The 25833-nt window shown below is 48.0% G+C and carries 23 protein-coding genes and 1 pseudogene; 21 read left to right on the forward strand and 3 right to left on the reverse strand.

Features of this window, described 5'->3' with window-relative positions:
• Positions 1-182 precede the first annotated feature (182 nt).
• The 19 genes from mraZ to mutT all read left to right on the forward strand — a co-directional run bounded on the left by mraZ (position 183) and on the right by mutT (position 22223).
• Entirely contained in the window at positions 183-641 is a 459-nt protein-coding gene (gene mraZ, locus AC0J20_RS07340; RefSeq protein ID WP_473021198.1) for a division/cell wall cluster transcriptional repressor MraZ, read from the forward strand.
• Complete coding sequence (gene rsmH / locus AC0J20_RS07345) at positions 641-1576, forward strand: 16S rRNA (cytosine(1402)-N(4))-methyltransferase RsmH (protein WP_229528615.1); 936 nt, start codon at positions 641-643, stop codon at positions 1574-1576. Before mraZ ends, rsmH begins: the two co-directional genes overlap by 1 nt.
• Positions 1573-1884 carry a cell division protein FtsL gene (gene ftsL / locus AC0J20_RS07350; protein WP_229528616.1) on the forward strand — a complete coding sequence of 104 codons (312 nt, stop codon included), beginning with the start codon at positions 1573-1575 and terminating at the stop codon, positions 1882-1884. Before rsmH ends, ftsL begins: the two co-directional genes overlap by 4 nt.
• Positions 1884-3623 (forward strand): peptidoglycan D,D-transpeptidase FtsI family protein, encoded by a 1740-nt coding sequence (locus AC0J20_RS07355; protein WP_473021199.1) that lies wholly within the window; start codon positions 1884-1886, stop codon positions 3621-3623. The genes ftsL and AC0J20_RS07355 overlap by 1 nt, the downstream gene beginning before the upstream one ends.
• On the forward strand, positions 3613-5115 hold the full coding sequence (locus AC0J20_RS07360; RefSeq protein ID WP_473021200.1) for a UDP-N-acetylmuramoyl-L-alanyl-D-glutamate--2,6-diaminopimelate ligase: 1503 nt from the start codon (positions 3613-3615) through the stop codon (positions 5113-5115). The genes AC0J20_RS07355 and AC0J20_RS07360 overlap by 11 nt, the downstream gene beginning before the upstream one ends.
• Positions 5112-6512: a UDP-N-acetylmuramoyl-tripeptide--D-alanyl-D-alanine ligase gene (locus tag AC0J20_RS07365; protein WP_473021201.1), complete on the forward strand. Its 1401-nt coding sequence runs from the start codon at positions 5112-5114 to the stop codon at positions 6510-6512. Before AC0J20_RS07360 ends, AC0J20_RS07365 begins: the two co-directional genes overlap by 4 nt.
• Positions 6506-7588, forward strand: coding sequence for a phospho-N-acetylmuramoyl-pentapeptide-transferase (mraY, locus tag AC0J20_RS07370; protein WP_229528620.1), 1083 nt, complete (start codon positions 6506-6508; stop codon positions 7586-7588). Before AC0J20_RS07365 ends, mraY begins: the two co-directional genes overlap by 7 nt.
• A gap of 8 nt (positions 7589-7596) precedes the next feature.
• Positions 7597-8901: a UDP-N-acetylmuramoyl-L-alanine--D-glutamate ligase gene (gene murD, locus AC0J20_RS07375; RefSeq protein ID WP_473021202.1), complete on the forward strand. Its 1305-nt coding sequence runs from the start codon at positions 7597-7599 to the stop codon at positions 8899-8901.
• Positions 8901-10142 (forward strand): cell division protein FtsW, encoded by a 1242-nt coding sequence (ftsW, locus tag AC0J20_RS07380; RefSeq protein ID WP_229528899.1) that lies wholly within the window; start codon positions 8901-8903, stop codon positions 10140-10142. The genes murD and ftsW overlap by 1 nt, the downstream gene beginning before the upstream one ends.
• Entirely contained in the window at positions 10135-11220 is a 1086-nt protein-coding gene (murG, locus tag AC0J20_RS07385; RefSeq protein ID WP_473021203.1) for an undecaprenyldiphospho-muramoylpentapeptide beta-N-acetylglucosaminyltransferase, read from the forward strand. Before ftsW ends, murG begins: the two co-directional genes overlap by 8 nt.
• Positions 11217-12668, forward strand: a complete 1452-nt coding sequence (gene murC, locus AC0J20_RS07390; protein ID WP_473021204.1) for a UDP-N-acetylmuramate--L-alanine ligase — start codon at positions 11217-11219, stop codon at positions 12666-12668. The genes murG and murC overlap by 4 nt, the downstream gene beginning before the upstream one ends.
• Before the next feature lie 9 nt (positions 12669-12677).
• Complete coding sequence (locus tag AC0J20_RS07395; protein ID WP_473021205.1) at positions 12678-13604, forward strand: D-alanine--D-alanine ligase; 927 nt, start codon at positions 12678-12680, stop codon at positions 13602-13604.
• On the forward strand, positions 13588-14337 hold the full coding sequence (locus AC0J20_RS07400) for a cell division protein FtsQ/DivIB (protein ID WP_473021206.1): 750 nt from the start codon (positions 13588-13590) through the stop codon (positions 14335-14337). The genes AC0J20_RS07395 and AC0J20_RS07400 overlap by 17 nt, the downstream gene beginning before the upstream one ends.
• 31 nt (positions 14338-14368) lie before the next feature.
• Complete coding sequence (gene ftsA / locus AC0J20_RS07405; RefSeq protein WP_229528625.1) at positions 14369-15598, forward strand: cell division protein FtsA; 1230 nt, start codon at positions 14369-14371, stop codon at positions 15596-15598.
• 58 nt (positions 15599-15656) lie between these two features.
• The gene (gene ftsZ / locus AC0J20_RS07410) at positions 15657-16820 is read left to right on the forward strand and encodes a cell division protein FtsZ (protein WP_473021207.1); all 1164 of its coding nucleotides are present in this window, start codon (positions 15657-15659) and stop codon (positions 16818-16820) included.
• A 113-nt stretch (positions 16821-16933) separates the two neighbouring features.
• Entirely contained in the window at positions 16934-17851 is a 918-nt protein-coding gene (lpxC, locus tag AC0J20_RS07415) for a UDP-3-O-acyl-N-acetylglucosamine deacetylase (RefSeq protein ID WP_473021208.1), read from the forward strand.
• Positions 17852-18080: 229 nt separating this feature from the next.
• Positions 18081-18998 (forward strand): peptidoglycan DD-metalloendopeptidase family protein, encoded by a 918-nt coding sequence (locus tag AC0J20_RS07420; RefSeq protein ID WP_473021209.1) that lies wholly within the window; start codon positions 18081-18083, stop codon positions 18996-18998.
• Between the two features lie 122 nt (positions 18999-19120).
• Positions 19121-21823 carry a preprotein translocase subunit SecA gene (secA, locus tag AC0J20_RS07425; RefSeq protein WP_229528629.1) on the forward strand — a complete coding sequence of 901 codons (2703 nt, stop codon included), beginning with the start codon at positions 19121-19123 and terminating at the stop codon, positions 21821-21823.
• A 1-nt stretch (position 21824) separates the two neighbouring features.
• Entirely contained in the window at positions 21825-22223 is a 399-nt protein-coding gene (gene mutT, locus AC0J20_RS07430) for an 8-oxo-dGTP diphosphatase MutT (protein WP_229528630.1), read from the forward strand.
• A gap of 63 nt (positions 22224-22286) precedes the next feature.
• Here mutT and AC0J20_RS07435 read toward each other — a convergent pair whose 3' ends face one another.
• Entirely contained in the window at positions 22287-23084 is a 798-nt protein-coding gene (locus AC0J20_RS07435) for a bestrophin-like domain (protein WP_473021210.1), read from the reverse strand.
• A 262-nt stretch (positions 23085-23346) separates the two neighbouring features.
• Between AC0J20_RS07435 and AC0J20_RS07440 the strand changes: the two genes are divergently transcribed.
• A complete protein-coding gene (locus tag AC0J20_RS07440) occupies positions 23347-24024 on the forward strand; it encodes a hypothetical protein (protein WP_473021211.1) in 678 nt (225 codons plus the stop codon).
• A 680-nt stretch (positions 24025-24704) separates the two neighbouring features.
• A pseudogene (locus AC0J20_RS07445) lies at positions 24705-24764 on the forward strand (hypothetical protein); the annotation flags it as partial.
• 51 nt (positions 24765-24815) lie between these two features.
• On the opposite strand, the gene yacG reads toward AC0J20_RS07445, so the two are convergent.
• Complete coding sequence (gene yacG, locus AC0J20_RS07450; RefSeq protein WP_229528633.1) at positions 24816-25031, reverse strand: DNA gyrase inhibitor YacG; 216 nt, start codon at positions 25029-25031, stop codon at positions 24816-24818.
• 34 nt (positions 25032-25065) lie between these two features.
• The gene (zapD, locus tag AC0J20_RS07455; protein WP_229528634.1) at positions 25066-25818 is read right to left on the reverse strand and encodes a cell division protein ZapD; all 753 of its coding nucleotides are present in this window, start codon (positions 25816-25818) and stop codon (positions 25066-25068) included.
• Between the last annotated feature and the right edge of the window lie 15 nt (positions 25819-25833).

Below are 25833 nucleotides of genomic sequence, written 5' to 3' on the forward strand. Positions count from 1 at the left end.
AAGTACTTCACCAGATGCACTTATTCCCACTCTGAAATAGTGGGGAAAATAAGCGGAAATTGACTTGACAGGGGCATGGTGTGGTTTCTAAACTGTGAATTGTGGGTAAAAGTGGCATAAAGTGGATTTTTTAGTGTCTACCGTGCCTTTCTAAAAACAATAAAAACATATGGGCTAGGGGAATGTTCCGCGGCGCTAACGCAATCAATCTGGACACTAAAGGCCGGGTGACGATACCAACGAGGTATCGTCAGTCGCTTCTGGATGATTGTCAGGGACAATTAGTTTGTACAATAGACACTCAACAACCCTGCTTGCTGCTTTACCCACTTTCTGAATGGGAAGAAATCGAGTTGAAACTCAGTCGTCTGTCCAGCATGAATCCGCATGAACGTCGCTTACAGCGATTGTTGCTGGGTTATGCCAACGAAGGCGAAATGGATAAAAACGGTCGATTTTTACTTTCCGCTCCGCTCAGGCAACACGCCGACCTCACCAAAGAAATCATGTTGGTGGGACAACTTAATAAATTCGAAATTTGGAATACCAGTACCTGGGAGCAACAGATCCAGTCGGATATTGCGACCGAACAGGATGCCGGATTTGAACTTACCGAACGTTTACAGGACTTTTCTTTATAATGACCAGCACTTTTACCCACACATCAGTGCTGCTGCATGAATCTATTGATGCATTGGCCATTAAACAGGACGGTATCTATGTAGACGCGACGTTTGGTCGAGGTGGACATTCTCGTTTGATCCTGGAGCAACTGGGTGACAATGGTCGTTTGATTGCGTTTGACCGCGATCCCATGGCCATTGAAGCCGCAAAGGCATTTGCCGATGACAGCCGTTTTCAGATTGTGCATTCTGCTTTTTCTGACATGGTTTCTGCCCTTACGGAGCTCGGTTTGCTGGGCAGGATTGACGGTGTCCTTATGGATTTAGGGGTTTCTTCTCCGCAACTGGATGACGCAGGCCGCGGTTTCAGCTTCATGAAAGACGGCCCGCTGGATATGCGGATGGATACCAGCAAAGGGATCAGTGCCAGTGAATGGTTAAATTCAGCGGATGAAGCGGATATCACCCGGGTTATCAAAGAGTATGGTGAAGAGAAATTTGGCAAGCGCATTGCTCATGCCATTGTCACCACCCGCGATGAAAACCCACTCACCTCTACCTTACAGTTGGCAAAACTTATCGATCAGGCGGTGCCGGTAAAAGACAAGTTTAAGCATCCGGCCACCCGGGCTTTTCAGGGAATTCGCATTTTTATTAATGATGAACTGGGCGAAATCGAGCGCGGTTTAGCATCAGCTCTGCAGGTATTAGCAGCAGACGGGCGTCTGGCAGTAATCAGTTTTCATTCTCTGGAGGACAGATACGTAAAACGCTTTATGCGTGACTTAAGCCGTGGCATGCAGGTGCCGCATGGTTTACCTGTCAGGCAGGAAGAAATCAACGCCAGTAAGAAACTGCGTTTGATTGGCAAGGCGATAAAGCCCGATGAAAGTGAGATAAAACGCAACGTACGGGCCCGAAGCTCGGTTCTCAGGGTGGCGGAGAAGCTATGACAAATAACTTCAATCTGGTCACTATTATACTCACTGACATCACTCGTAACCTGTTGCGAGTGTTGTTGTTTACAGCGGTATTGATTAGCGCGATTGCAGTCATTCTCAGTTCTCACAACAATCGCCAGTTATTAATCGAAAAAGAGCAGGCTCTGCAGGAGCGGGATCGGCTTGACGTCGAATGGCGTAACCTGATTCTGGAGCAGGGAGCACTGACCGAGCACAACCGTATCGAGTCTTTGGTAAAAGAACAGTTGGATATGTATCGTCCTGATCCGGAAGAAGAAGTCGTGGTGAGGGTGAAATAATGGCTGCGGCAATTAAAAATAAAAAGATCCCTAAACCTACGACAGTACAGTGGCGTTTCATTACTGTATTAAGTCTGATCTGTCTGGTGTTTGTGGGCCTGGCAGTCAGAGCCGCCTACATTCAGGTGATTGATCCGGATATGTTGGTAAAAAAAGGAGATAGCCGAACAGAGCGGGTGCGCAAAACCCGAGTCCATCGTGGGCTTATCCTGGACCGCAATGGTGAAGAACTGGCGGTCAGTGTGCCGGTGCGTGCCATCTGGGCTGATCCTAAAACAATTCATGAAAACAATGCGCTGCAATCCAAAAGACGTTGGCAGGCGTTAGCCGATGTTATTGGTCAGGATGTGGAGCGCATCTTAAGACGGGTGAAAAATCCGGAAAAACGTTTTGTTTATATACAACGTCAGGTGTCCCCGGCTATGGCGGACTACGTGGGGAAACTCAATATTCCCGGTGTATACCTTCGGGAAGAATCCCGGCGTTATTACCCCGCCGGAGAAGTGTCGGCGCACCTTATCGGATTTACCGATGTGGACGACAAAGGCCTGGAGGGGATTGAGCGAATTTACAATGAAATTTTGAGTGGTACCCCGGACCGCAGAGAGGTCAGTATTGATGCCAAGGGGCGTCAGGTAGAACTGCATTCCGAAGAGTCCGGTAAAAAACCACAGAACATCCAGTTAACTATTGACCAGCGGATACAGGCTTTGGCTTACAAAGAAGTTAAGCGCGCAGTTAGCTTGTTGCAGGCTACATCCGGTTCCGCCGTTGTTGCAGACGTTCACACCGGAGAAATTCTCGCGCTGGTCAATAGCCCTTCTTTTAATCCGAACAATCGACAAGGCGTACCGGCACACCGTATTCGCAATCGCGCAGTGACGGACACCTTTGAACCAGGCTCTTCAGTGAAGCCCCTGGCGGTGGTCAGTGCGTTGGAGTTTGGCAGCGTAGAGCTGGACACCCAAATAGATACATCACCGGGCTGGATGCGGGTTGGTGGCGCTTATGTACGAGATCCTCGCAACTACGGCGTATTAAACCTTACCGAGATTGTGAAAAAGTCCAGTAATATGGGGACCTCTAAACTGGCCTTCTCAATACCCAGAAGACAATTTCTTGATACCTATTACGATGTGGGTTTGATAGGGGATACCGGCAGTAATCTGATTGGTGAAAGCGGCGGTATTTTCCATGAACGTTCCCGTTGGTCAGATCACGAAGTGGCCAGCTTGTCTTTTGGCTATGGTATTGCGGTGACCACACTGCAGTTAGCCCGTATGTATTCTACTCTCGCCAATGGTGGCGTAAGACGACCTTTAAGTATCATTAAAGCTGAGCAACTGGCACAAGGTGAAAGAGCTTTATCGGCTCAAACCGCCGGGGCTGTTATTGAAATGATGGAGCAGGTGGTATCGGACTCCGGGACGGGTAAAAAAGCTCAGGTGCCCGGCTATCGCGTCGCCGGTAAAACCGGCACCAGCCGCAAAGCCGTGCCTGGTGGTTATGGTGAAGAATACGTGAATATTTTTGCGGGGCTGGCCCCGGTATCAGATCCTCAGGTGGCTGTAGTGGTACTGATCAATGAACCCGGCGGCGACCTGTACCATTCCGGTGACACCGCAGCTCCGGTTTTTTCACGTGTGATGTCCGGTACTTTGCAAATGCTGAACGTACCGCCGGATGACAAGTCAGTATCATCACTGGCAGCGTTAAGGAGTAAGAACAATGACTCCTGAGTTCGGGCTGCGTAATATTCAACAACTGTTAAAGCCTTTTGGCATCGATGCGCCGGAACTGGAGGTTGACGATCTGGTACTGGACAGTCGTGAAGTGGCTATTCATAAAGGCTTCCTGGCCGTAGCAGGCCATAATCTTGATGGCCGGGACTTTATTCCTCAGGCGGTTAGTCTGGGCGCGAAGGTCATTCTGGCAGAAACGGATAGCGAATCTGAGCATGGCGCAATGTCGATGCGCGAGCATTCTCTCATTATCAGCTTTTATCAACTGTTCGAACAACTGTCTGCGCTGGCTGCAGTGTTCTTTGGCAATCCCACGGAGCATTTAAATACCGTTGCGGTAACCGGTACCAATGGTAAAACGTCAACAACCCATTTTATTAGTCAACTCAGTAATGCGTTGACAAAGCCCGCCTGGTTTGCCGGTACATTAGGGCAGGGAGCGTTGCAGGCGTTGCAATGTAGCAAAAATACCACACCTGATCCCATTTCGATTCAGCGCCTTGCCTGGCAGGCATTGCAAGCTGGCGCTTCTGATTTAGCCTTTGAGGCGTCCAGTCATGCCCTGGTACAGGGTCGAATCAAACAGGTGAATACCCGGGTTGCAGTATTTACCAATATGTCCCGGGATCACCTGGATTATCATGGCTCTATGGAAGAATATGCCAAAGCTAAACGTTTATTGATGCAGCAGCCGGGGTTGCAGACCCTGGTGCTAAATCAAAATGATGCAGAGCACGTTAATTGGTTGCGCTTTAAGCCCGCTGCCGTGTCGGTAATTTTGATTGGCCTGTCGGAGTTAACCAGTTTACCTCACGCTTATTGTTTTGCCGACAATATTACATACAGTGCTGAAGGTCTGGCGTTTCGCGTACACAGTAGTTGGGGAGAGGGCCAATTAAACCTGCCCATGTATGGCGAATTTAATATTCTGAACGTACTCAGTGCGATAGCAACTCAGGTGGCCTTAGGGCGAACTTTCCAGGACGTGCTGAAAGCCGCAAGGCAATTAATCCCGGTGGCCGGTCGGGCCGAGTTTTTCCGAGCGGAGGGCAAGCCGGATATCGTGGTGGATTACGCTCATACGCCGGATGCACTGCACAAAATACTGTCTTCAATGAGAGCCCACTGCGCAGGTCAGTTGTATTGCGTATTTGGGTGTGGTGGCGATCGCGACAAGGGTAAACGACCACAAATGGGGCGGGTAGCCTATCAGGATTCAGACTACGTTGTGTTAACCAATGATAATGTACGCAACGAAGATCCTCAGGATATCATAGGCGATATTCTGCAAGGCATGCCTGACCATCACAAAGTTTACGTTGAAACGGACAGGAAGATGGCCATTAAATGGGCAGTTTCTCAGGGCGACGCTGATGACCTGATTGTCCTGGCTGGTAAAGGACATGAAACATCACAGGTGATTGGCGATCTGGTTACTGATTACGACGAACGACTATTTATTAAATCACTCTACAAGGTGGCATCATGATTGAAGTATCTTTGTCCTGGGTTGCACAGCAAGTACAGGGAACATTGAATGGTCAGGATATCCTTATAGATAAGGTTAGCACCGATACCCGTAGTATCGAAGCTGGTAGCTTATTTATTGCATTAAAAGGGCCCAATTTTGACGCCCATGACTTTGTTGAATTAGCACAAAGTACTGGCGCTGCAGCGTTGCTGGTCAGCAAGCCGGTTGACACGACATTACCCTTTATTTTGGTGGAAGATACCAAGTTAGCATTGGGCGAGTTGGGCAAGGCGGTACGCAATGAAGTCGCACCAAAAACGGTGGGCATAACCGGCAGTTCCGGTAAAACCACAGTCAAGGAGATGGTGGCGTCTATTTTATCGCTGAAAGGCAATGTGTTGGCCACTAAAGGAAATTTCAATAATGACATTGGCGTGCCTCTGACTTTATTGCAGCTGGAAAAGTGTCACGAATATGCAGTGGTAGAAATGGGGGCCAATCATCTGGGCGAGATTAATTACACCTGCTCGCTGGCCCAGCCGGATGTTTCCACTATCGTCAATGCCTCAGCCGCTCATCTTGAGGGCTTTGGTTCTCTGTTTGGCGTTGCCAGAGCCAAGAGTGAAATTTTCAATGGTTTGCAAACCGATGGTTTGGCCATTCTCAATAAAGACAGTCAGTTTTTCGAATACTGGTCTGGCAAATTAAAAGACAAGCGCACTTCCACCTTTTCCATGACCGCTGACCAAGCGGATTTTTACCCTGAAGATGTGATTATTGGTCTCGATGGCTGTGCCCAGTTTGATTTATGTACGCCTGAAGGCAAAGTGGGGATCTGGTTAACCTTGCCAGGCATTCACAATGTGAATAATGCCCTGGTGGCCGCCGCCTTAGCCATGGAAGTTGGTGCCAGCCTGGAACAGGTGGCTACCGGCTTACGGCAGTTAAAGCAAGTGTCGGGGCGTCTGAATGTGAAAGAGTTGAGTAATCAAATTCGCATTCTGGATGATACTTACAATGCCAATGTCGCATCAGTGAATGCGGCGTTAGATGTGTTGAGTAGTTTTCCGGGCAGACAGATTGCCATCCTGGGCGATATGGGTGAATTAGGTGAAAAGGCCCGTTACTACCACGAAAAAGTGGGTGAGTACGCACAGCAAAAAGGCATCAATGACTTTTATTCGCTGGGTGTGCTCAGCCAAAGTGCCAGTGATGTATTTGGTCAGTCCGGGCATCACTTTTCAGAGGTAGCTGACCTGGTAGCCAGTCTTAATCAGGCACTGGCTCTGGAAAAGCAAGATATTACCATTCTCATCAAAGGCTCCCGCAGTGCCCGTATGGAGAATGTGGTAAAGGCCCTGGAGGAATCTCCTTTGGGAAAGTTTGAACGCGCCAGGGAGCGCATCGCATGTTAATTTGGTTAGCCGAATGGCTGCAGCAGTTTGATGCTGGTTTTAATGTATTTTCTTACTTAACGATGCGCGCCATCCTGAGCACGCTGACGGCGTTGCTGATTGCTGTGTTGCTGGGGCCCAAAATGATTCGTTGGTTGCAACGTTTACAAATTGGTCAAACGGTGCGCAGTGATGGTCCGCAATCTCATTTAAGTAAATCCGGCACTCCAACCATGGGGGGGCTTTTAATATTATCGGCTATTGTTCTGAGTGTTCTGTTATGGGCTGATTTGAGTAATCGTTATGTATGGGTGACCCTGGCGATTATCGTCGGTTACGGCATCATTGGCTTTGTGGATGATTACCGCAAAGTGGTGCGCAAAGATCCCAAAGGGCTGATAGCCAAGTGGAAGTATTTCTGGCAATCAGTTATCGCGATTGTCGTTGCGTTTTATCTCTACGCTAACAGTCAGTCTGCTGCTGAAACCGCATTGCTGGTCCCATTTTTCAAAGAAGTGATGCCGCAACTGGGATTGTTTTTTGTGGTCATGGCTTATTTTGTCATTGTGGGTACCAGTAATGCCGTCAATCTTACCGATGGCCTGGACGGCCTGGCCATCGTGCCTACCATTTTAGTGGCCGGGGCTTTGGCCATTTTTGCTTATGTCACCGGAAATGTGAATTTTTCTGAATATCTGCAATTACCCTATATTCCCCTCACCAGTGAACTGGTGGTGGTATGTACAGCTATTGTAGGGGCCGGTCTGGGTTTTCTGTGGTTTAACACCTATCCCGCGATGGTGTTTATGGGAGATGTAGGCTCGCTGGCGCTGGGCGGTGCATTGGGCATTCTGGCGGTATTGGTACGTCAGGAGTTAGTACTGGTGATAATGGGCGGTGTGTTTGTCATGGAAACTCTGTCGGTTATCTTGCAGGTTGGCTCTTATAAACTACGCGGTCAGCGCATTTTTCGCATGGCGCCTTTACATCACCATTATGAATTAAAAGGCTGGCCTGAACCCCGGGTTATTGTGCGTTTCTGGATCATTTCGTTGATTCTGGTGTTAATTGGCCTGGCTACGCTGAAACTGAGGTAAAAGTCCGAATGAATCTGTCGCAACTTAAAGACAAAAAAATCGCGATTGTGGGGATGGGCCTGTCCGGTCAGTCCTGCGCGCGCTTTTTGTTGCGACATGGTATTCAGGCCACGGGATTTGATACCCGAAGTCTGACGCAAAGTAACCTTGATATTCCTTGCCAATTTGGGGCGTTTGCGACACACCAGTTTGATGAATTTGATCTTATCGTACTCAGTCCTGGTATGGCGTTGAGTACGCCTGCCATTCAGTCGGCGATTGCCAATGGATGTCAGGTAGTTGGCGATATCGCACTGTTCGCGGCCAATTGCGACAAACCCATCATTGGGGTAACGGGCTCTAACGGCAAATCTACGGTTGTCAGCATGTTAGAAAAGATCTGGCTGACCGCAGGCAAAAAAGTGGCCTGTGGTGGCAACATCGGCTTGCCCGCCCTGGATTTGTTGCAGACTGATTTTGATATTGCGCTGTTAGAGCTATCCAGTTTTCAGTTGGAAACGGCTAAGGATATTCCTTTGAGTGCCGCGGCACTGTTGAACGTATCTGAAGACCACATGGACCGCTATCCGGATTTTGAGGCCTATTGTCAGGCTAAACATTCCATTTTTGACAATGCCGATTTTAAACTGGCGAATGCACAGGACCGCAATACCTACACAGACGATGTAAAGGTTGATGCTTTTATTACAGACGCTGCGGCTGAGTACGGTTTTGGTTTGCAAATGTCCCCGGCTGCCGTCACTTTAGACGGAAAGCCATATTTAATGGCGAACGAACTCAAAATAAGTGGGGTACACAATCTGCTCAATGCTCAGGCTGCAATGATCATTGCCAGGCATTCAGGCATTGCTGATGAGTTTATTCAACAGGCACTACGCGAATTTGACGGTTTACCACATCGCTGCCAGTTAGTGTCTGACCGAAATAACGTACGTTGGATTAATGATTCTAAGGCCACCAATGTCGGCGCCACTATTGCCGCCATTCACGGCTTGCGCCCTGTGGTGAGCGGTGATTTATGGTTGCTGGCAGGCGGTGATGCCAAACAGGCCGATGTCACCCCCCTGCAAAACCTGCTGCTCAATGACGTACAACATCTGATCACCTTTGGCAAAGACGGCGACAGCATTGCTGCCTTAAAAGACAACAGTATCCGTGTAGAGTCATTGCAAAAAGCGGTGCAGGTGGCAGCACAGGGAGCGCGCTCAGGAGACATGGTGCTGTTATCCCCCGCATGTGCCAGCCTGGATATGTTTGCCAATTATCAGCAACGCGGCGACGTCTTTGCGAAAGCTGTGGAGGCCTTATCATGATGCAGGTCTCTTCCAGTTATTTACCTGATTTGTTCGCCTGGCGACACGATAAAGGCGGTCCACAACGACCCTACGATATTGGTTTGTTGATGGCAGCGTTAGCCCTGATGGCGATTGGTCTGGTGATGGTCACATCGGCTTCCATGCCAGTGGCAGAGCGGTTGTTTAACAATCCGTTTCACTTTTCCATCAGGCACAGCATTTATTTGATTATCTCGGCGTTGGCTGCCATGGTCGCAATGATGATCCCCATGAGCTGGTGGCAAAAAACCAACGCCTATTTGTTATTCCTTGCCATTGGACTGCTGATTGTTGTTTTGTTTTTCGGACGCACCGTTAACGGCAGTACCCGTTGGCTGGCAATCGGCCCAATTACTATACAGGCGGCAGAGCCGGCGAAACTGTTTTTCTTTTGTTATCTGGCAGGTTACATGGTACGCCGCTATGGCGAAGTAACCGAAAACCTGAAGGGCTTTATTAAACCGTTAATTGTGTTTTTCGTGCTGGCACTGTTGTTACTGGCGCAACCTGATTTGGGCACTGTCATCGTGATGTTTGCCACGACCGTTGGTTTGTTGTTCCTGGCGGGCGCTAAATTATGGCAGTTCTTTGGTCTGGCGTTTACCGGTATTGCCGCCGTGGCTGCCTTGATTGTCGTTGAAGAGTACCGGATGCGCAGGGTAACCGCATTTCTTGACCCCTGGGCAGATCCTTTTGGTACCGGTTATCAGCTGACACAATCGTTAATGGCCTGGGGTCGTGGCAGTGTCTTTGGTGAAGGGTTGGGTAATAGTTTGCAAAAACTGGAGTTTTTACCTGAAGCCCACACTGACTTTATTATGTCGATTGTCGCTGAGGAGCTGGGCCTGACAGGTGTCCTACTCATTCTTGGTTTATTGTTATTTATTGTGGTTAAGGCGTTAAAGCTGGGTAGTCAGGCGTTACAAAAAGAAAGACCTTACGAAGGCTTTATGGCCTATGCAATTGGCATCTGGATCAGTTTTCAGACAGCGGTGAATGTAGGCGCCAGCTCAGGCGTTTTACCCACGAAAGGACTGACACTGCCTTTGGTCAGTGCCGGTGGCTCCAGTTTGATTATTATGTCGATTGCCGTAGCTATTCTGTTGCGTATCGACTTTGAATTAAAAACCGGAAAGTTACATGCCTTGAGTAAACCTTCTGTCAGGGCAAGAAAAACGGCAAGAACCAAAAAACGTCAGGAGCGCACCGCTGATGAGTAATCGTGTATTGGTTATGGCAGGAGGCACTGGCGGGCACGTCTTTCCTGGCCTGGCGGTAGCCCAGTTTTTAAAAGAAAAAGGCTGGCAAGTTGAATGGTTAGGAACGGCCGACCGTATGGAAGCTCAATTGGTGCCCAAACATGGTTTTGCCATTAATTTTATCAATATCTCGGGTGTGCGTGGTAATGGACTGGTGCGTTTGTGTAAAGCACCGTTTAAAATTCTGCACGCAACCTGGCAAGCCATCAAAATATTGCGCCAGGTTAAACCTGATGTGGTACTGGGGATGGGAGGTTATGCCAGTGGACCCGGCGGCATTGCCGCCTGGTTAAGTGGCATACCCTTGGTGTTGCACGAACAAAATGCCGCCCCCGGGTTGACCAACAAGCTACTGGCCCGAATAGCGAAAAAAGTACTAACCGCTTTTGATAACGCCAACTGGTTACAGGGCAACGCGAAAAAACAGCAGGTGGGTAACCCGGTACGTGCTGCCTTTGCTGAGATTAGTGAGAAGCGTGAATTACAGGATGAACTGCGGGTGCTGGTCAGCGGTGGTAGCCTGGGCGCTAAAGTGCTGAATCAGTGCGTGCCTGAGGCAGTAAAGCAACTGACACAGCGGAATGTTCAGATCTGGCATCAGGCCGGTAAGGGCAATAGCGAAGCGGTGTTAGCGGCCTACAAGGCTGGTCAGATTACCGGCGACAATCTCAAGGTCACCGACTTTATAGATGAAATGGTTGCAGCCTATGAGTGGGCTGATGTGGTGATATGTCGTGCCGGCGCACTGACCGTATCGGAGATCGCACTGGCCGGACGCTGTGGCATTTTTGTACCACTACCCCATGCTGTGGACGATCATCAGACTAAAAACGCCCAGTATTTGGTGACTCAGGGCGCTGGCATTTTATTGCCCCAGTCACAGTTGGAATCGGGACAGTTGGTAGCAATATTAGATAATTTAAATTCAGAAAGAGAACGTATTATTCAAATCTCAGACAAAGCCAGACAATGTGGCGAACGCAGTGCCACTGAAAAAGTCGCTAATGTATGTATTGAACAGGTGGGTGCCAGCCGATGAATCAGCCAGGTAGTACAACCTTTGCAAATCCGGTGATGGGGCGTATCCGCCGCATCCACCTCATCGGTATTGGTGGTGTGGGTATGGCAGGGATAGCTGAAGTATTGCTCAATGAAGGCTATGAGGTATCAGGATCTGATCTGAATGTCTCGAACTTAACACGGCACCTAACCAGTTGCGGCGCGAATGTGTTTTTGGGCCATGCAGAGTCTAATGTAATCGAAGCGGACGTTGTGGTGGTATCCAGCGCCATCAATCCGGAAAATCCGGAGATTAAAGCGGCGTTTGAGCGACGCATACCTATTATTCGCCGTGCCGAGATGTTGGCCGAGCTGATGCGCTTTCGACATGGTATCGCGATTTCCGGTACACATGGCAAAACTACCACCACCAGTCTGACCGCCACCATTTTTGCAGAAGGCCAACTGGACCCTACTTTTGTAATTGGGGGGCGACTCAACAGTGCCGGCAGCAATGCCCGACTGGGTAGCAGTCGCTATCTGATCGCTGAAGCGGATGAAAGTGACGCTTCGTTTTTGCACCTGCAACCCATGGTGGCAGTGGTAACTAATATTGAACCGGATCACATGGAAAACTACGGTGGTGATTTTGCGCGTATGCAGGATACTTACATCGAGTTTTTACACAACTTACCCTTTTATGGGCAGGCCGTTTTGTGCATTGATGATGATACTGTGCGGGAATTACTGCCCAGAATCAGTCGCCAGTACACGACCTATGGTTTCAGCGAAGATGCTGATGTGCGCGCCTGTGATTTTCAGTTGGGCTTAAATCAGTGTCGCTTTGTGGTGAAACGTCATCAATTGGCCGATTTGCAAATTCAACTGAATCTGGCGGGTAAACACAATATACAAAATGCCCTCGCTGCGATAGCTGTTGCTACGGCTGAAGGCGTCAGTGATCAGGCGATACAGTCTGCATTGCAGAGTTTTGCCGGGATCGGACGTCGCTTTGAAATATTGGGTAATTATCCGGTGAATGACGGCGAGGTTATCCTGGTGGATGATTATGGTCATCATCCCACAGAAGTGGCGGCGACGATTGAAGTGGCCCGCAACAACTGGCCAGATAAGCGACTGGTGATGATTTACCAGCCCCATAGATTCACCCGTACCCGGGATCTGTACGAGGATTTTGTGCGGGTTCTGTCAAAGGTCGATTTGTTGCTGTTGTTGGATGTTTATCCGGCGGGAGAGAAACCGATAGAAGGTGCTGACAGTCGTTCTCTATGTCGTTCAATTCGCAATCGGGGAGGGATTGATCCGGTGCATATTGAGTCACTGGCCGAACTGCCTAAAGTACTGGCGAATGTGCTTAAGGATGGTGATGTGTTAATGACACAAGGGGCGGGTAATATTGGTCAACTGGCTAAAAAGTTACAACAAACGCAGTTAGATTCAGCGCAATTATTGCAACTGGTGGTTTAAATAGTGAATATGAGTGATTTAGATAAAGTCGCGGTTTTATTAGGCGGAAACTCTGCAGAAAGAGCGGTATCATTGCGCTCCGGCGAAGCCGTGGCCCGGGCTCTGGAAGAAAGTGGTGTTGAGGTATTGCGATTTGATCCATCAGAGCGACCGGTTACCGATTTACTGACAGAAAAAGTGCAACGTGTGGTTATCATGTTGCACGGCCGTGGCGGCGAAGATGGCGCCATTCAGGGGGCATTACAAACGCTTGGCTTGCCCTACAGTGGAAGCGGGGTTCTGGGTTCCGCGCTGGCAATGGATAAAATCCGTAGCAAACGCATTTTTGAAGCTCAGGGCTTGCCAACGGCACCTTATTGCGTTGTCACAGCAGAGCAGTTACAGCACTTTGATGCTGAACAAATCATGACAAATTTAAATCATGAGATCATGGTTAAACCCGCACTGGAGGGTTCCAGCATTGGCATGTCTCGGGTTCAGTCCGCTGACCAATTGCAATCCGCCATTGAAAAGGCACTGGAATTTGATACTGAAGTGTTGGTGGAACAGTTTGTAAAGGGCCTGGAGTATACCGTTTCTGTACTGGCAGATGAGGCATTGCCTTCTATCCGAATGGAAACGCCGCGCAGTTTTTATGACTACGAGGCAAAGTATCACACCGATACGACCTCTTATCATTGCCCGTCAGGCTTGTCTGAACAGGACGAGCAAGACATCGCGAATATTGCTTTGGCGGCTTTCAAAGCTGTCGGGGCCAGCGGTTGGGGCAGGGTCGATATTATGCAGGATATGCAGGGCAACTATTACATCCTGGAAGTGAATACTGTGCCCGGTATGACCGAAAAGAGTTTAGTCCCTATGGCCGCCAAACAGGCCGGAATGTCGTTTTCTGATCTGGTGTTGGCGGTCGCAGAAACTTGTGAGTGTCGCCGTTGATATGTCTGAAGCAAATACAGAGAAATGGCGTTCTCCTGGGTTTATTGCAGGTGTAATTTTTCTGTGTGCTGTGTTGTTGGCATTAGCGTTTGCCGGACAAACAGTCATGAGATGGCTTCAGGACGAACAAAAAGTGCCTCTGAAGCAGGTGTTGGTATCAGGTGAATTGACTCAACTGAGCGCCAAAGAAATAGATAAAGCCGTGAGGAACGACACGGCTGTGAGTTTGTTTGCCATTGATGTGGATGATGCCCATCAGGCAATAGAGAGTTTACCTTGGGTGTATCAGGCATCGATAAGGAAGTCATGGCCTGATACCTTGAAAGTTTATGTGGTTGAGCAGGTAGCGGTAGCCCACTGGAACGAAGATATGCTGCTAAACCAATATGGCGGTGTATTCGACGCGTTTTGGCAAGGTGATGAGTTGCCATCGTTATACGGACCAGGAGGCAGTGAGTTAACTGTTTTGCAGGGCTTAAAGGCCATGCAGGGCTTGCTCAACGGCAGTGATTTGACCATTACTGAGGTGTCCTTAAGTGAACGCTATGCGTGGCATTTAAAACTCAGTAATGACATTCAGTTACGTTTAGGACGCACTGAGTTTATTGACAGGCTACAACGGTTTATCGATGTGTATCCGTTGTTACTGAAGAATGAAAAGGCAGTAGCCTATGTTGACCTCCGTTATGATACGGGACTGGCGGTAGGCTGGCGTGAAAAAACGCCATCTTAATTAATGAGTTGTGACAGGAAATAAGAGAATCGTGTCGAAAGTAACAGACAGAAATTTGGTGGTAGGTCTGGATATAGGTACCAGCAATATCAAAGCCGTAGTGGGCGAAGTGATGGAAGATGGCGCCATCAGTGTTGTTGGTGTTGGCTCAAATCCGTCTAAAGGCATGGACAAAGGTGGTGTAAACGACCTGGATATGGTGGTGCAGTCAGTCAAACGCGCCATCAATGAACTGGAATTGATGGCGGATTGTCAGGTGTCGTCGGTGTTAATGTCCATCTCAGGCCGGCATGTAAAATGCCAAAATGAAAGTGGCATGGTGCCCATCAATAATCAGGAAGTCACCCAGGATGACGTTGATAATGTTATTCACGCAGCCCGTTCTGTACCGATAGCTGCCGAGCGGAAGCTGCTGCACGTTTTACCGCAAGATTACACCATTGACGTTCAGGAAGGGATCAAGAATCCGGTGGGGATGTCCGGCGTCAGAATGGAAGCGCGTGCACACATTGTTACCTGTGCCGAAGATATGGCAAAAAATTTAGTAAAATGCGTAGAAAGATGTGAACTCAGGGCGGATCAGATGATATTCTCTGCTCTTGCTTCCAGCTACGCGGTACTGACCGAAGATGAAAAAGAGCTGGGAGTCTGTGTGGTAGATATCGGTGGTGGTACCATCGATATGGTGATTTATTCCGATGGCGCGATTCGCCATACGGCGGTAATTCCGGTGGCGGGTAACCAGATCACCAATGATATTGCCAAGATCTTCCGAACACCTATCAGCCATGCTGAAGAAATAAAAGTGAACTATGCCTGTGCCTTAAAAGACATGGTCAGCATGGAAGAAACCATTGAAGTACCGAGTGTCGGTGGTCGTGCGGCTCGCACTATGTCCAGACACACGTTGGCTGAGGTGGTAGAGCCCAGATATCAGGAATTATTTGAATTAATTCACGAAGAAATCAAATCCAGTGGATTTGAAGAACAGATTGCTGCCGGTATCGTATTGACCGGCGGGACAGCCAAAATGGAAGGGGCTGTGGAGTTTGCTGAAGAGTTGTTCCAAATGCCAGTAAGAGTAGGAACGCCTTTGCAGGTTAAAGGATTGGCGGAATATGTAGATGATGCTACATATGCTACCGCCGTAGGATTATTACATTATGGTAGTGAACAAGTCACCACCAAAAAGAATAATAAAAACAGTGCCAACGAAAGCATATGGGAACGTGTACAAAGTTGGTTTAAAGGGGAATTTTAAGAGCGAACCAAATGCGCTAGGTTCGTTTTAAAGTGAAAGCTAAATCGGAGAGTAAATTATGTTCGAATTAATGGATACCCATAATGAAGAAGCTGTCATCAAGGTCATTGGTGTTGGCGGCGGCGGCAACAATGCTGTCGAACACATGGTGTCACAATCTATCGAAGGTGTTGAGTTTATCGCTATCAATACCGACGCACAGGTATTGAGAAATTCCAGTGCCAACCTTACCTTGCAAATTGGTTCCAATGTTACCAAAGGGTTGGGTGCCGGTGCGAATCCGGAAATGGGGCAAAAGGCCGCAGAAGAAGACAGAGAAACCATCAAACAGGCCATTGAAGGTGCTGATATGGTGTTTATTACTGCCGGAATGGGCGGTGGTACCGGAACCGGTGCTGCACCTGAAGTGGCAAAAATTGCCAAGGAAATGGGGATCCTGACGGTTGCGGTTGTGACCAAGCCATTTCCTTTTGAAGGCAAAAAGCGTAGCACTATTGCCGATGGTGGTATGGCGGAATTAGCCAAACACGTTGATTCACTGATCACTATCCCGAATGAAAAACTATTGAAAGTAATGGGTCGTGGCACGCCGTTGTTGCAGGCCTTCAGTGCGGCTAACGACGTATTGCGCGGCGCAGTACAGGGCATTGCTGAACTGATCACTCGCCCTGGTTTGATTAACGTGGATTTTGCTGACGTAAGAACTGTTATGTCTGAAATGGGCACGGCTATGATGGGTAGCGGAGTGGCTAAAGGCGAAGATCGCGCAGAAGAAGCGGCTGAAGCAGCTATCGCCTGTCCGTTACTTGAAGACATCGATTTGTCTGGTGCTCGCGGTATCCTGGTGAACATCACGGCAGGCCCGGATTTCGCTATTGATGAATTTGAAACTGTGGGTAACGCTGTAAAAGCGTTTGCGTCTGAAAACGCCACAGTAGTAGTTGGTACTGTTATTGATATGGATCTGGCCGATGAACTGCGCGTCACCGTGGTTGCTACCGGTATTGGCGCAGAGAAAAAGCCAGAGATTTCGATTGTTTCTAACCGAAGCAATCGCGTAAATGCAGAAGCCAGTGAATTTAAATTGCAGGCAAATGGAACTGACTCCATTGTTCCGATGTCTGAAACTGGAAAGGTCAGCACTATCGTTGATGAAAAAGCCGACAGCGGTGACCTGGAGTATCTGGATATTCCGGCGTTTTTACGCAAACAAGCTGACTAGTTTGGTTATAAAAGCTGGCGGTTTTATTACAATTATTTGACTTTATGGTCAATGAAAGGGTACACTGCGCGCCGCTTTTTTGTTAGCTGGCTAATTTATATACAAGGTTGGGCATGATCAAACAACGCACAATAAAACAAGCTGTATCAGCGACCGGTATCGGTCTGCACAAAGGGGAAAAGGTCACTATGACTCTCCGGCCTGCTCCTGCAAACTTTGGTGTTGTATACAGGCGTATTGATCTGGAACCTTATGTAGATATTCCGGCTAAAGCCAATGCCGTAGGTGACACTATGTTGTGCACCTGTCTGAGCAATGACGACGGTCACAGCATTTCAACGATTGAACACTTATCCTCTGCGTTAGCCGGACTGGGTATTGATAATTTGATCGTTGAAGTGGACAGCAACGAGTTGCCCATCATGGACGGCAGTGCCAGTCCATTTATTTTCCTGTTACAAACGGCGGGAATTGAAGAGCAAAGCGCGGCTAAACGCTTTATTAAAGTGACCAAAAAAGTCAGGGTAGAAGACGGTGACAAATGGGCCGAGTTTTTACCTTATGACGGCTTCAGAGTGGATTTTACCATCGACTTTGAGCACCCGGTGATCAAGCAAACAAACCAAAGAATGGTGATGGACTTCAGCAGTGAATCATACATTGATGACGTCAGCCGTGCGCGCACCTTTGGTTTTATGCGGGATCTGGAGTTTATGCACGCTAATAATCTGGCCCTGGGCGGCAGTATGGAAAATGCCGTGGCGCTGGATGATTATCGCGTTCTAAACCAGGAAGGTCTGCGCTATAAAGATGAATTTGTGAAGCACAAAATTCTGGACGCAGTAGGCGACCTTTATCTGGGTGGACACAGTATTATCGGTGAGTTAAAAGCCTTTAAATCGGGTCATGGCCTGAACAACAAACTACTTAATGCGTTAATGGCAAATCAGGATGCATGGGAGTTTGTCAGCTATGAGTCCAATCAGGATATGCCGATAAAATACGCCATGCCGGGATTATCCTTTTCTTAGTAAACGCCAAAAGCCACGTCATATAACGTGGCTTTTTTGATTTTAGCCTGGGAAAACGGCAAATTGGCCGATAATACTTTGGTATAAAGCAATCTGACAGATTCGGAAGATTGACTTATTATTAATGTGTGTTTATCTTTCTCGCTTTATTGCTTAAAACAAGCATAGGTACAGATACGCTTTATTGATGTAAGCGGCTCTCATTTTAAAGAATTGATATCAAGCGTATATGAGTCTAACAATACTATATCGAAGTCGTCGAATTAAGCTGATTAAAACAGTCTCGCTGAACAGGCTCGCCTTGGGCGGTGTTTTAGGCGGTCTGTTACTGACGGCGATATTGGTATCAGAAAACGAGCCGGAGCTTAATTTTTCTGCACGGGTTGCGGTGACGCAAACCGGCCTGATTGAACAGCAGCAAGAGCTGCATCAGTTGCGCCAGTCCACAGAGCAAAAACTGACGGGCATGTTGCTGAAATTAGGGGAAATGCAGAGCGAATTACAACGTCTGAATGCCCTTGGAGAAAGACTGGCTGTCGAGTCTGATTTACACGTTGATGAATTTCAATTTGGGCAACCTATGCCGATTGGTGGTCCGAGTCATGATGTAGAAATGCCCTCTGTTGATTCGTCACTGGATGTCTTACATCAAATTGATGCCATGATGGCGCAACTGCAGAATAAATCGCAGCAGCTTCAGGCCCTTGAATCTGTATTAATGCAACACCATATACAAAACGAAAGCTTCATATCAGGCAGACCTATCGAGAGTGGCTGGTTGTCGTCTTATTATGGTATGCGTAAAGATCCGTTTTCGGGTTTGCCCGCAATGCACAAAGGCATCGACTTTGCCGGAAGCGAAGGTGCCCCGGTAGTGGTCACTGGCGCAGGCATGGTAGTGTGGTCGGGGCCCCGGTATGGTTATGGGAATTTAGTGGAAGTGGACCACGGCGACGGATTAGTCACTCGCTATGGGCACAACAAAAAGATCCATGTTAAAATCGGCGACGTTGTCACCAAAGGGCAAAAAATCGCCGATATGGGGCAAACCGGGCGCGCCACCGGTGCTCATGTCCATTATGAAGTGCTGCGAAACGGCAATCAGATGGACCCACTGCAGTTTGTTTATCGAAAAGCAGTGAACTGAAGCTTCACAAATAAATAAGGTTTTCAACAATCGGCTCTTTCGAGCCGATTGTTTTTATAAAGTAACGAATAATATTCAAAGGATGTCTGATTAAAGGCTCCGGATCAGGAAAATAAGAGTTAATGTTTGCAAATATCCTCACCAAAGTTTTTGGCAGCCGCAACGACAGAACGCTAAAAAAATTAAATAAAGCTGTTACTCAAATCAACACCTATGAGCTTGAGTACGAAGGTCTTACTGATGAGCAACTCAAGGAAAAAACTCAGGAGTTTAAAAATCGACTGAGTGAAGGGGCAACATTGGACGACCTGTTACCAGAAGCCTTTGCTGTGGTGAGAGAAGCCAGTAAACGGGTTTATGGCATGCGCCATTTTGACGTGCAAATGTTGGGGGGGATGGTACTGAATCAGGGAAAAATCGCTGAAATGCGTACCGGTGAAGGTAAAACCCTGACGGCGACATTACCCTCTTATTTGAACGCCGTATCAGGTAAAGGCGTGCACATAGTGACCGTTAACGACTATCTGGCACGACGTGACGCTGAGGGCAACCGCCCCTTGTTTGAGTTTTTGGGGTTAACTGTCGGCTGTAACGTGCCTGGCATGAACCATGATGAGAAGAAGCAAGCGTACGCTGCGGATATTACCTACGGTACCAATAACGAATTTGGTTTCGATTATTTGCGTGACAACATGGCTTTTAGCCCGCAAGAGCGCGTGCAGCGTCCACTCAACTTTGCGGTTATCGACGAAGTGGATTCTATCCTGATTGACGAAGCCCGAACGCCACTGATTATTTCCGGTCCGGCCGAAGACAGTTCTGAGCTGTACCGTCGCATCAATACCATTATTCCGGAACTGGTACAGCAGGATAAAGAAGACGAAGAAGGTCAGGAAGGCGATGGTGACTACACCATTGATGAGAAGGCAAAACAAATCCATCTGACAGAACGCGGTCAGATTCACGTAGAAGAAATTTTGCATCGCATCGGTATTTTGCCGGAAGAAGAATCTCTATATGGCGCTACCAACATTTCGTTGCTGCACCATGTCAATGCGGCATTACGCGCCCATAAACTGTTTCAAAAAGACGTTGATTACATTGTAAAAGACAATGACGTCGTTATCGTTGATGAACACACCGGACGAACTATGGAAGGCCGTCGCTGGTCCGATGGTTTACATCAGGCGGTAGAAGCGAAAGAAGGCGTTAAGATCCAGAATGAAAATCAGACATTAGCTTCTATTACATTCCAGAACTATTTCCGTCTGTACGACAAACTCTCCGGTATGACGGGGACAGCCGACACCGAAGCATTCGAATTTAATCATATCTATGGCCTGGAAACGGTGGTTATACCAACCAACAAACCTATGGTACGTAAGGATATGGCGGATTTGATCTACATGACTGCGGAAGAAAAATACGAAGCTATCGTGGAAGATATTCGCGACTGTGTAAAACGCGGTCAGCCAGCGTTAGTGGGCACGGTATCCATTGAAAACTCTGAGTTGTTGTCCCGTATACTGAAAAAAGAAAAGATCCCGCACAAGGTACTGAACGCGAAGTTCCACGCCCAGGAAGCTGAAATCGTGGCTCAGGCTGGTAAACCCGGAGCCATCACCATAGCCACCAACATGGCGGGCCGTGGTACTGATATTGTGCTGGGTGGTAACTGGCAGGCAGAAGTGGCCGCCATCAATGATCCTAAACCGCAAAAAGTCGAGAAGATCAAAGCCGAATGGAAAGTACTGCATGACAAAGTGCTGGAAGCCGGTGGTTTGCATATCATAGGTACTGAGCGTCACGAGTCACGTCGTATTGATAACCAGTTGCGTGGTCGTTCTGGTCGTCAGGGTGATCCGGGTTCATCGCGCTTTTATCTGTCATTAGAAGATCCTCTGATGCGCATATTTGCGTCAGACCGCATGGCTGGCATGATGAAGCGTCTGGGAATGGAACGGGGTGAAGCTATCGAGCACCCCTGGGTAACCAAAGCCATTGAAAACGCTCAGCGCAAAGTCGAAGGTCGCAACTTTGATATCCGTAAGCAGTTGTTAGAGTTTGATGATGTTGCTAATGACCAGCGTAAGGTGATTTACGAGCAGCGCAACGAATTGCTGGACGAAGGCGATATTAAAGAAACCATAGACGTTATCCGCAACGATGTGGTTGACGATATGATTAATCAGTATATTCCACCACAAAGCCTGGAAGAAATGTGGGATGTCAGTGGTCTTGAAGAGCGTCTTAAAGCCGATTTCCTGTTGGATTTGCCCATCGCCAGGTGGTTAGAAGATGACGACAAGCTTTATGAAGAATCATTGCGTGAAAAAATTCACCAGGCCATTGATTCAGCGTATGCCGAGAAAGAAGAGCAGGTTGGTGATTCAGTACTACGGCATTTTGAAAAGGCTATCATGCTGCAAAATCTGGATAGCCACTGGAAAGAACATTTAGCGGCTATGGATCATTTGCGTCAGGGCATTCACCTGCGTGGCTATGCACAAAAGAATCCCAAACAGGAATACAAGCGTGAGTCTTTCGAGTTATTCAGCCAGATGTTGGAAACCCTGAAAATCGAAGTGATCAGCATTCTGAGTAAAGTACAGGTACGTGCTCAGTCGGATGTAGATGCGGTAGAAGAAAAGCGCCGCCAGCAGGAACAGGCTGCACCAAAGAACTTTGAACATCAGTCTCCAAACCAGTCGGAAGATCAGGGGCAGCAACAGGTAGTGCGCAATCAACCCAAAGTTGGTCGCAACGATCCTTGTCCTTGTGGCTCTGGTAAGAAATACAAACAATGCCACGGTAAACTGAGCTGACATGACTAAAGTGGTAGAAGTGGCCGTTGGCGTGATTCTGCGAGACGAAGAGGTATTCCTCACTCGCAGAGCCAGCGATGCGCATCAGGGCGGTAAGTGGGAGTTCCCGGGTGGTAAACGCGAAGCCCATGAATCTATGACTGAGGCGCTGTCCAGAGAGCTTCAGGAAGAAGTGGGCATTGAGGTACTCAGTGCCAGCCCACTGATTCAAATTAATCACGATTATGGCGATAAAACCGTTTTACTGGACGTGTATACGGTCTCTGAATTTGCTAACGAACCCGAATCTAAAGAGGATTTGGAGTACCGCTGGGTCGCCATCAACCATCTTCCCGAAGTGGATTTTCCTGCGGCGAACGGCGTAATCGTTGACAAGTTACTAAGCCAGTTTGACAGCTAACGACGTCTGATCGCCAGTCGTTGTCGGGCTGAAAATTCCTCACAAAACCTTGTTTTCTTATCCCTAATCAGTGTCCTTTTGAAGCAATTCCACCAGTGCACTTTGATCTACGGTGATCAATCCGCGTTTAGGCCGGTCCAGGTCAATGATAATGAACACTATTAGGGTAATTAAGAACGAGATTAATGCTAAAGGCACAAAGACGCGTTTATTACTCAGCCCCGATGAGTAACCCATCATGCTGATAGAGGCCACAATCACAAAAAGTAATAACAACAATATTGGCTCGGGAACGTGAGCTTTTAACAGCGCACTGCGCTTACTTTGTCTGTCTATCAGTTCGTTTAACGAATTCAGGAATGCACCGGTTGTGGCGGGCCTCGCGTCAGCCTCAGAGGCGGCTATTGCCAGAGACCACAGTTCTGCCTGGATGGCTGCAATACGCTGGCTGTAGGCCTGCCGGTCTTCGGCGAGTGTCAGGTCTACACCAGACATTTCAATGCGGGCCTGTAGGTATTTTTGCATTACCGGTTTTATGGCGGCTTGTTGCTCAGCAGGCAATAGGTCCGCTCGTAGTATGGCGGTGCCAATGGCATTGGCTTCGTCGATTAACGCCATACTGCGGTTGTCGAAACGTTGCATTGACATACTAAAGGTAAAGCCTATTAACAGCGCCAGCAAACCAAGTATGCTCACCTGCACCGAGGCCGTTAAGGCTTTGACCTCGTCGTCAGTTCTCGCCTGCACCAGGACGCCAATGCGATAGCACAGCTCATTACAGAAGATGATAATCAAGAACAGTGCGCTGGCAATAGTTATACTGCTGAAACCAAATAAAAATGAAGTGTGCTCGTGGGACATAGCAAGACTAAGTTACTGGCTGAATACGCCTATTTTACGGACGGATTGGCCCTTTCACCAGTTAAACTCGGGACTTCGTGAATAATAAAACAAATGTATCACGATGTGCTCCATACCTGGGGTAAAAAATATCGCATTTTTTTTCCTTTTTCAGGGAATTAAAATCCTCTTTAGCCGTCTTTGTATATGTTCAATATCACTAACGGGTTATTTTAGTCACCTGGCGGTGACGCTAATCCTTAATCTTACATGGAGTGTTAAAGTGAAACGTGCGCTAATTTGTAGTCTTTTGTTGTTGTTGAATGCCTGTGGCTCAGGTGGAAGTAATCCGTCAGATGAAAATAGCCAGACCCCTGGTAACCCGACAGATATCTCTGCCTACCTGGACAATTTGGCCGCTGAGCAAAACTACCATAGTCTAACGTCAATCAACGAGTCAGTGCTGGCGGATTATCAGTTTTCAGGTGTTCCCGAGTACGTAGAAATCCGCATGTACCAGTCAGAGCATAGCCAGGACAGCAATCCCCGCTTTGAGGTGCGGCATGAATTGGATGGTGCGATAAAAACAACGCTTTCTGAAAATCAATTGTTTTATCTGAATGAAGCTTTCAGTGAGTATGGATATGACTATGGTTGCCTGCCTTCCTGGTGCGCAATTTATCTGGTGGCGCTTACGGGAGAACAGGTCACTGTCGTGGATAATCAGGAGGATTTACTTCTGTTTTTGGGAGATATAGATCGACCACATGAATTGCGCTTTATGTTTAACGGTGGAGAGTTCCCAGATTACTATAAAGCGGTAGATGACGGTTATTTGGTATTGACACAATGGTTTAATTGTAACGGTCGAAATGGTGCAAACCTGTGGCATGTTGATACCTGGGGAAATAAGACCTTGAGGGAAAATCTCATTGATCAGGAAGTTAACATGGTGTGTTAATACTGCGTTGATAAACTGAATGTCGCCGGCTAATTAAACCCGTTGAAACCAGGTATAAGCAAGCGGGTTTCGTTGCGTCTCGGGCAGCACGATTATACCATTATCAACAAGCCCATAAGCCCGGGTGTTCATTCAGGAATCCCTGGAGCCACAACCGCGGATTTTATTTTTAGTGCGACCTGTGTCGCACTTCGCTGTTTGTTATTCTGCGACATATGTCACACTGGGGTAAGATGAAACCAAACAGCACAGAACTTACCCTGCTAAAAATGCTCAGGGGACGTTGTCGTTAAAGCGACCTCCACAACATACATATATCTGGTGGGCAATGCTGATTTTGGCTCTTTTTCCGTTCATGCCGGTACCCTCCTGGATTGAATTCAGCGCCATACCGGGCACAGTAACACTGTCTGCTCTTGCCGCATTGATAATACCTGTAATCGCATCGGCAACGGCGGAAACAGAGTTAACAGCTACAACGCATAGTTCAACACATAGTTCAACAAATAGTTCGGTTTTGCTGCTATGGCGTATTTATGCCGGGGGCTGGTGGTGCAGCTTGGTCAGTTGTGTATTTAGTTCATCGGCTTACAGCGACTTTGTGATAAGGCGACTGACTGTCGCGTTGACCTGGTTTAACCCTTTTATTCGGTTAATGGAAATGGTACACAGGGCAGACTATCGGCCTGGTGGGTGCCACCGGCACGACCACCGGGCCTCATCTTCACCTGGAAATACGTAAAAATGCAGAACGCCCGGGTCCTATGGAAATGTTAGACGGTCTCCAGGCTTCAGTGCTGATTCTGTTGTTTAGCCAACATCTCTTCGATGTCTTCAGGATCAATACTGATTTCACTGGATTGCGTAATGGGGGTAGAAATGGTGTGGCTTTCGTCGGCCCATTCACCCAGGTCGATGAGTTGACAGCGTTTACTGCAAAATGGTCTGTGCTGGTTGTCTTTGGACCACACAATTTCAGTTTGACAGGTAGGGCAGTTTACTTTCATTAAATAGAATACCAGGTTAGAAGAGTGATGCCTGTTAACAACAGGCCAGTTTAAAGTTGATGGCTTTATCGACAGATACCTGTCCCAGTTCATCAGGTTCAAACAACATGAAGCGGATAGCATAGCGGTATTTATTGCCGCTTAGGGTCGGATAATAGTTGTCGTTAGCACCGCAGTGGATACGGATCAGGTCGTTTTTGTCATCCGCAACTCCCTGATAGAATCCTTTCATGGCCTCTACAGCTTCGAAGCGACCTCTTTCTCGTAAAAAGGACAAGGTGATCTCGATGGCTTGCTGGATCAGGCTAAATTCGCCAATCCAGCGCTCGATATCCGCTTTGATATTCGCTTCAGGTTGTTTTAACCAGTAGTGAAGATTGGGTAGATCAAAGCTGCAGGTCGCCCCGGGGATTGAAAAGCGCTGTTTGATTGAGAGCAAAAAGCGCTCACCGCGCAAACCCGAACCTACTTTGGCGCTGCTTTTCAGTTTAGCTTTTAACTCCAGAATGCGCTGCAGCGCCAACTCCAGCGCTTCTTTGTCGATTTTGGGATGCTGTGCCCAGAGGCGCAGATTTTTTTCATGACTATCGATATCTTTCAGAATATCGGTGCGCATGTCCAGCCGCTCTAACAATTCCAGCAGGGTAAAATAACAATCAAAAAAGTGAATAAACTGCCAGTCTTCTGAACACTCTCTGGCGGAATGCAACTGTTTGAAAAGCTGCTCCAGACGCAGATATGTGCGTACTTTTTCGTTGAGTGGAAACTCATAAACGGTGTTAGACATGCAAATGGCTCAATT

The sequence above is a fragment of the Planctobacterium sp. R6 genome, from assembly GCF_055755215.1.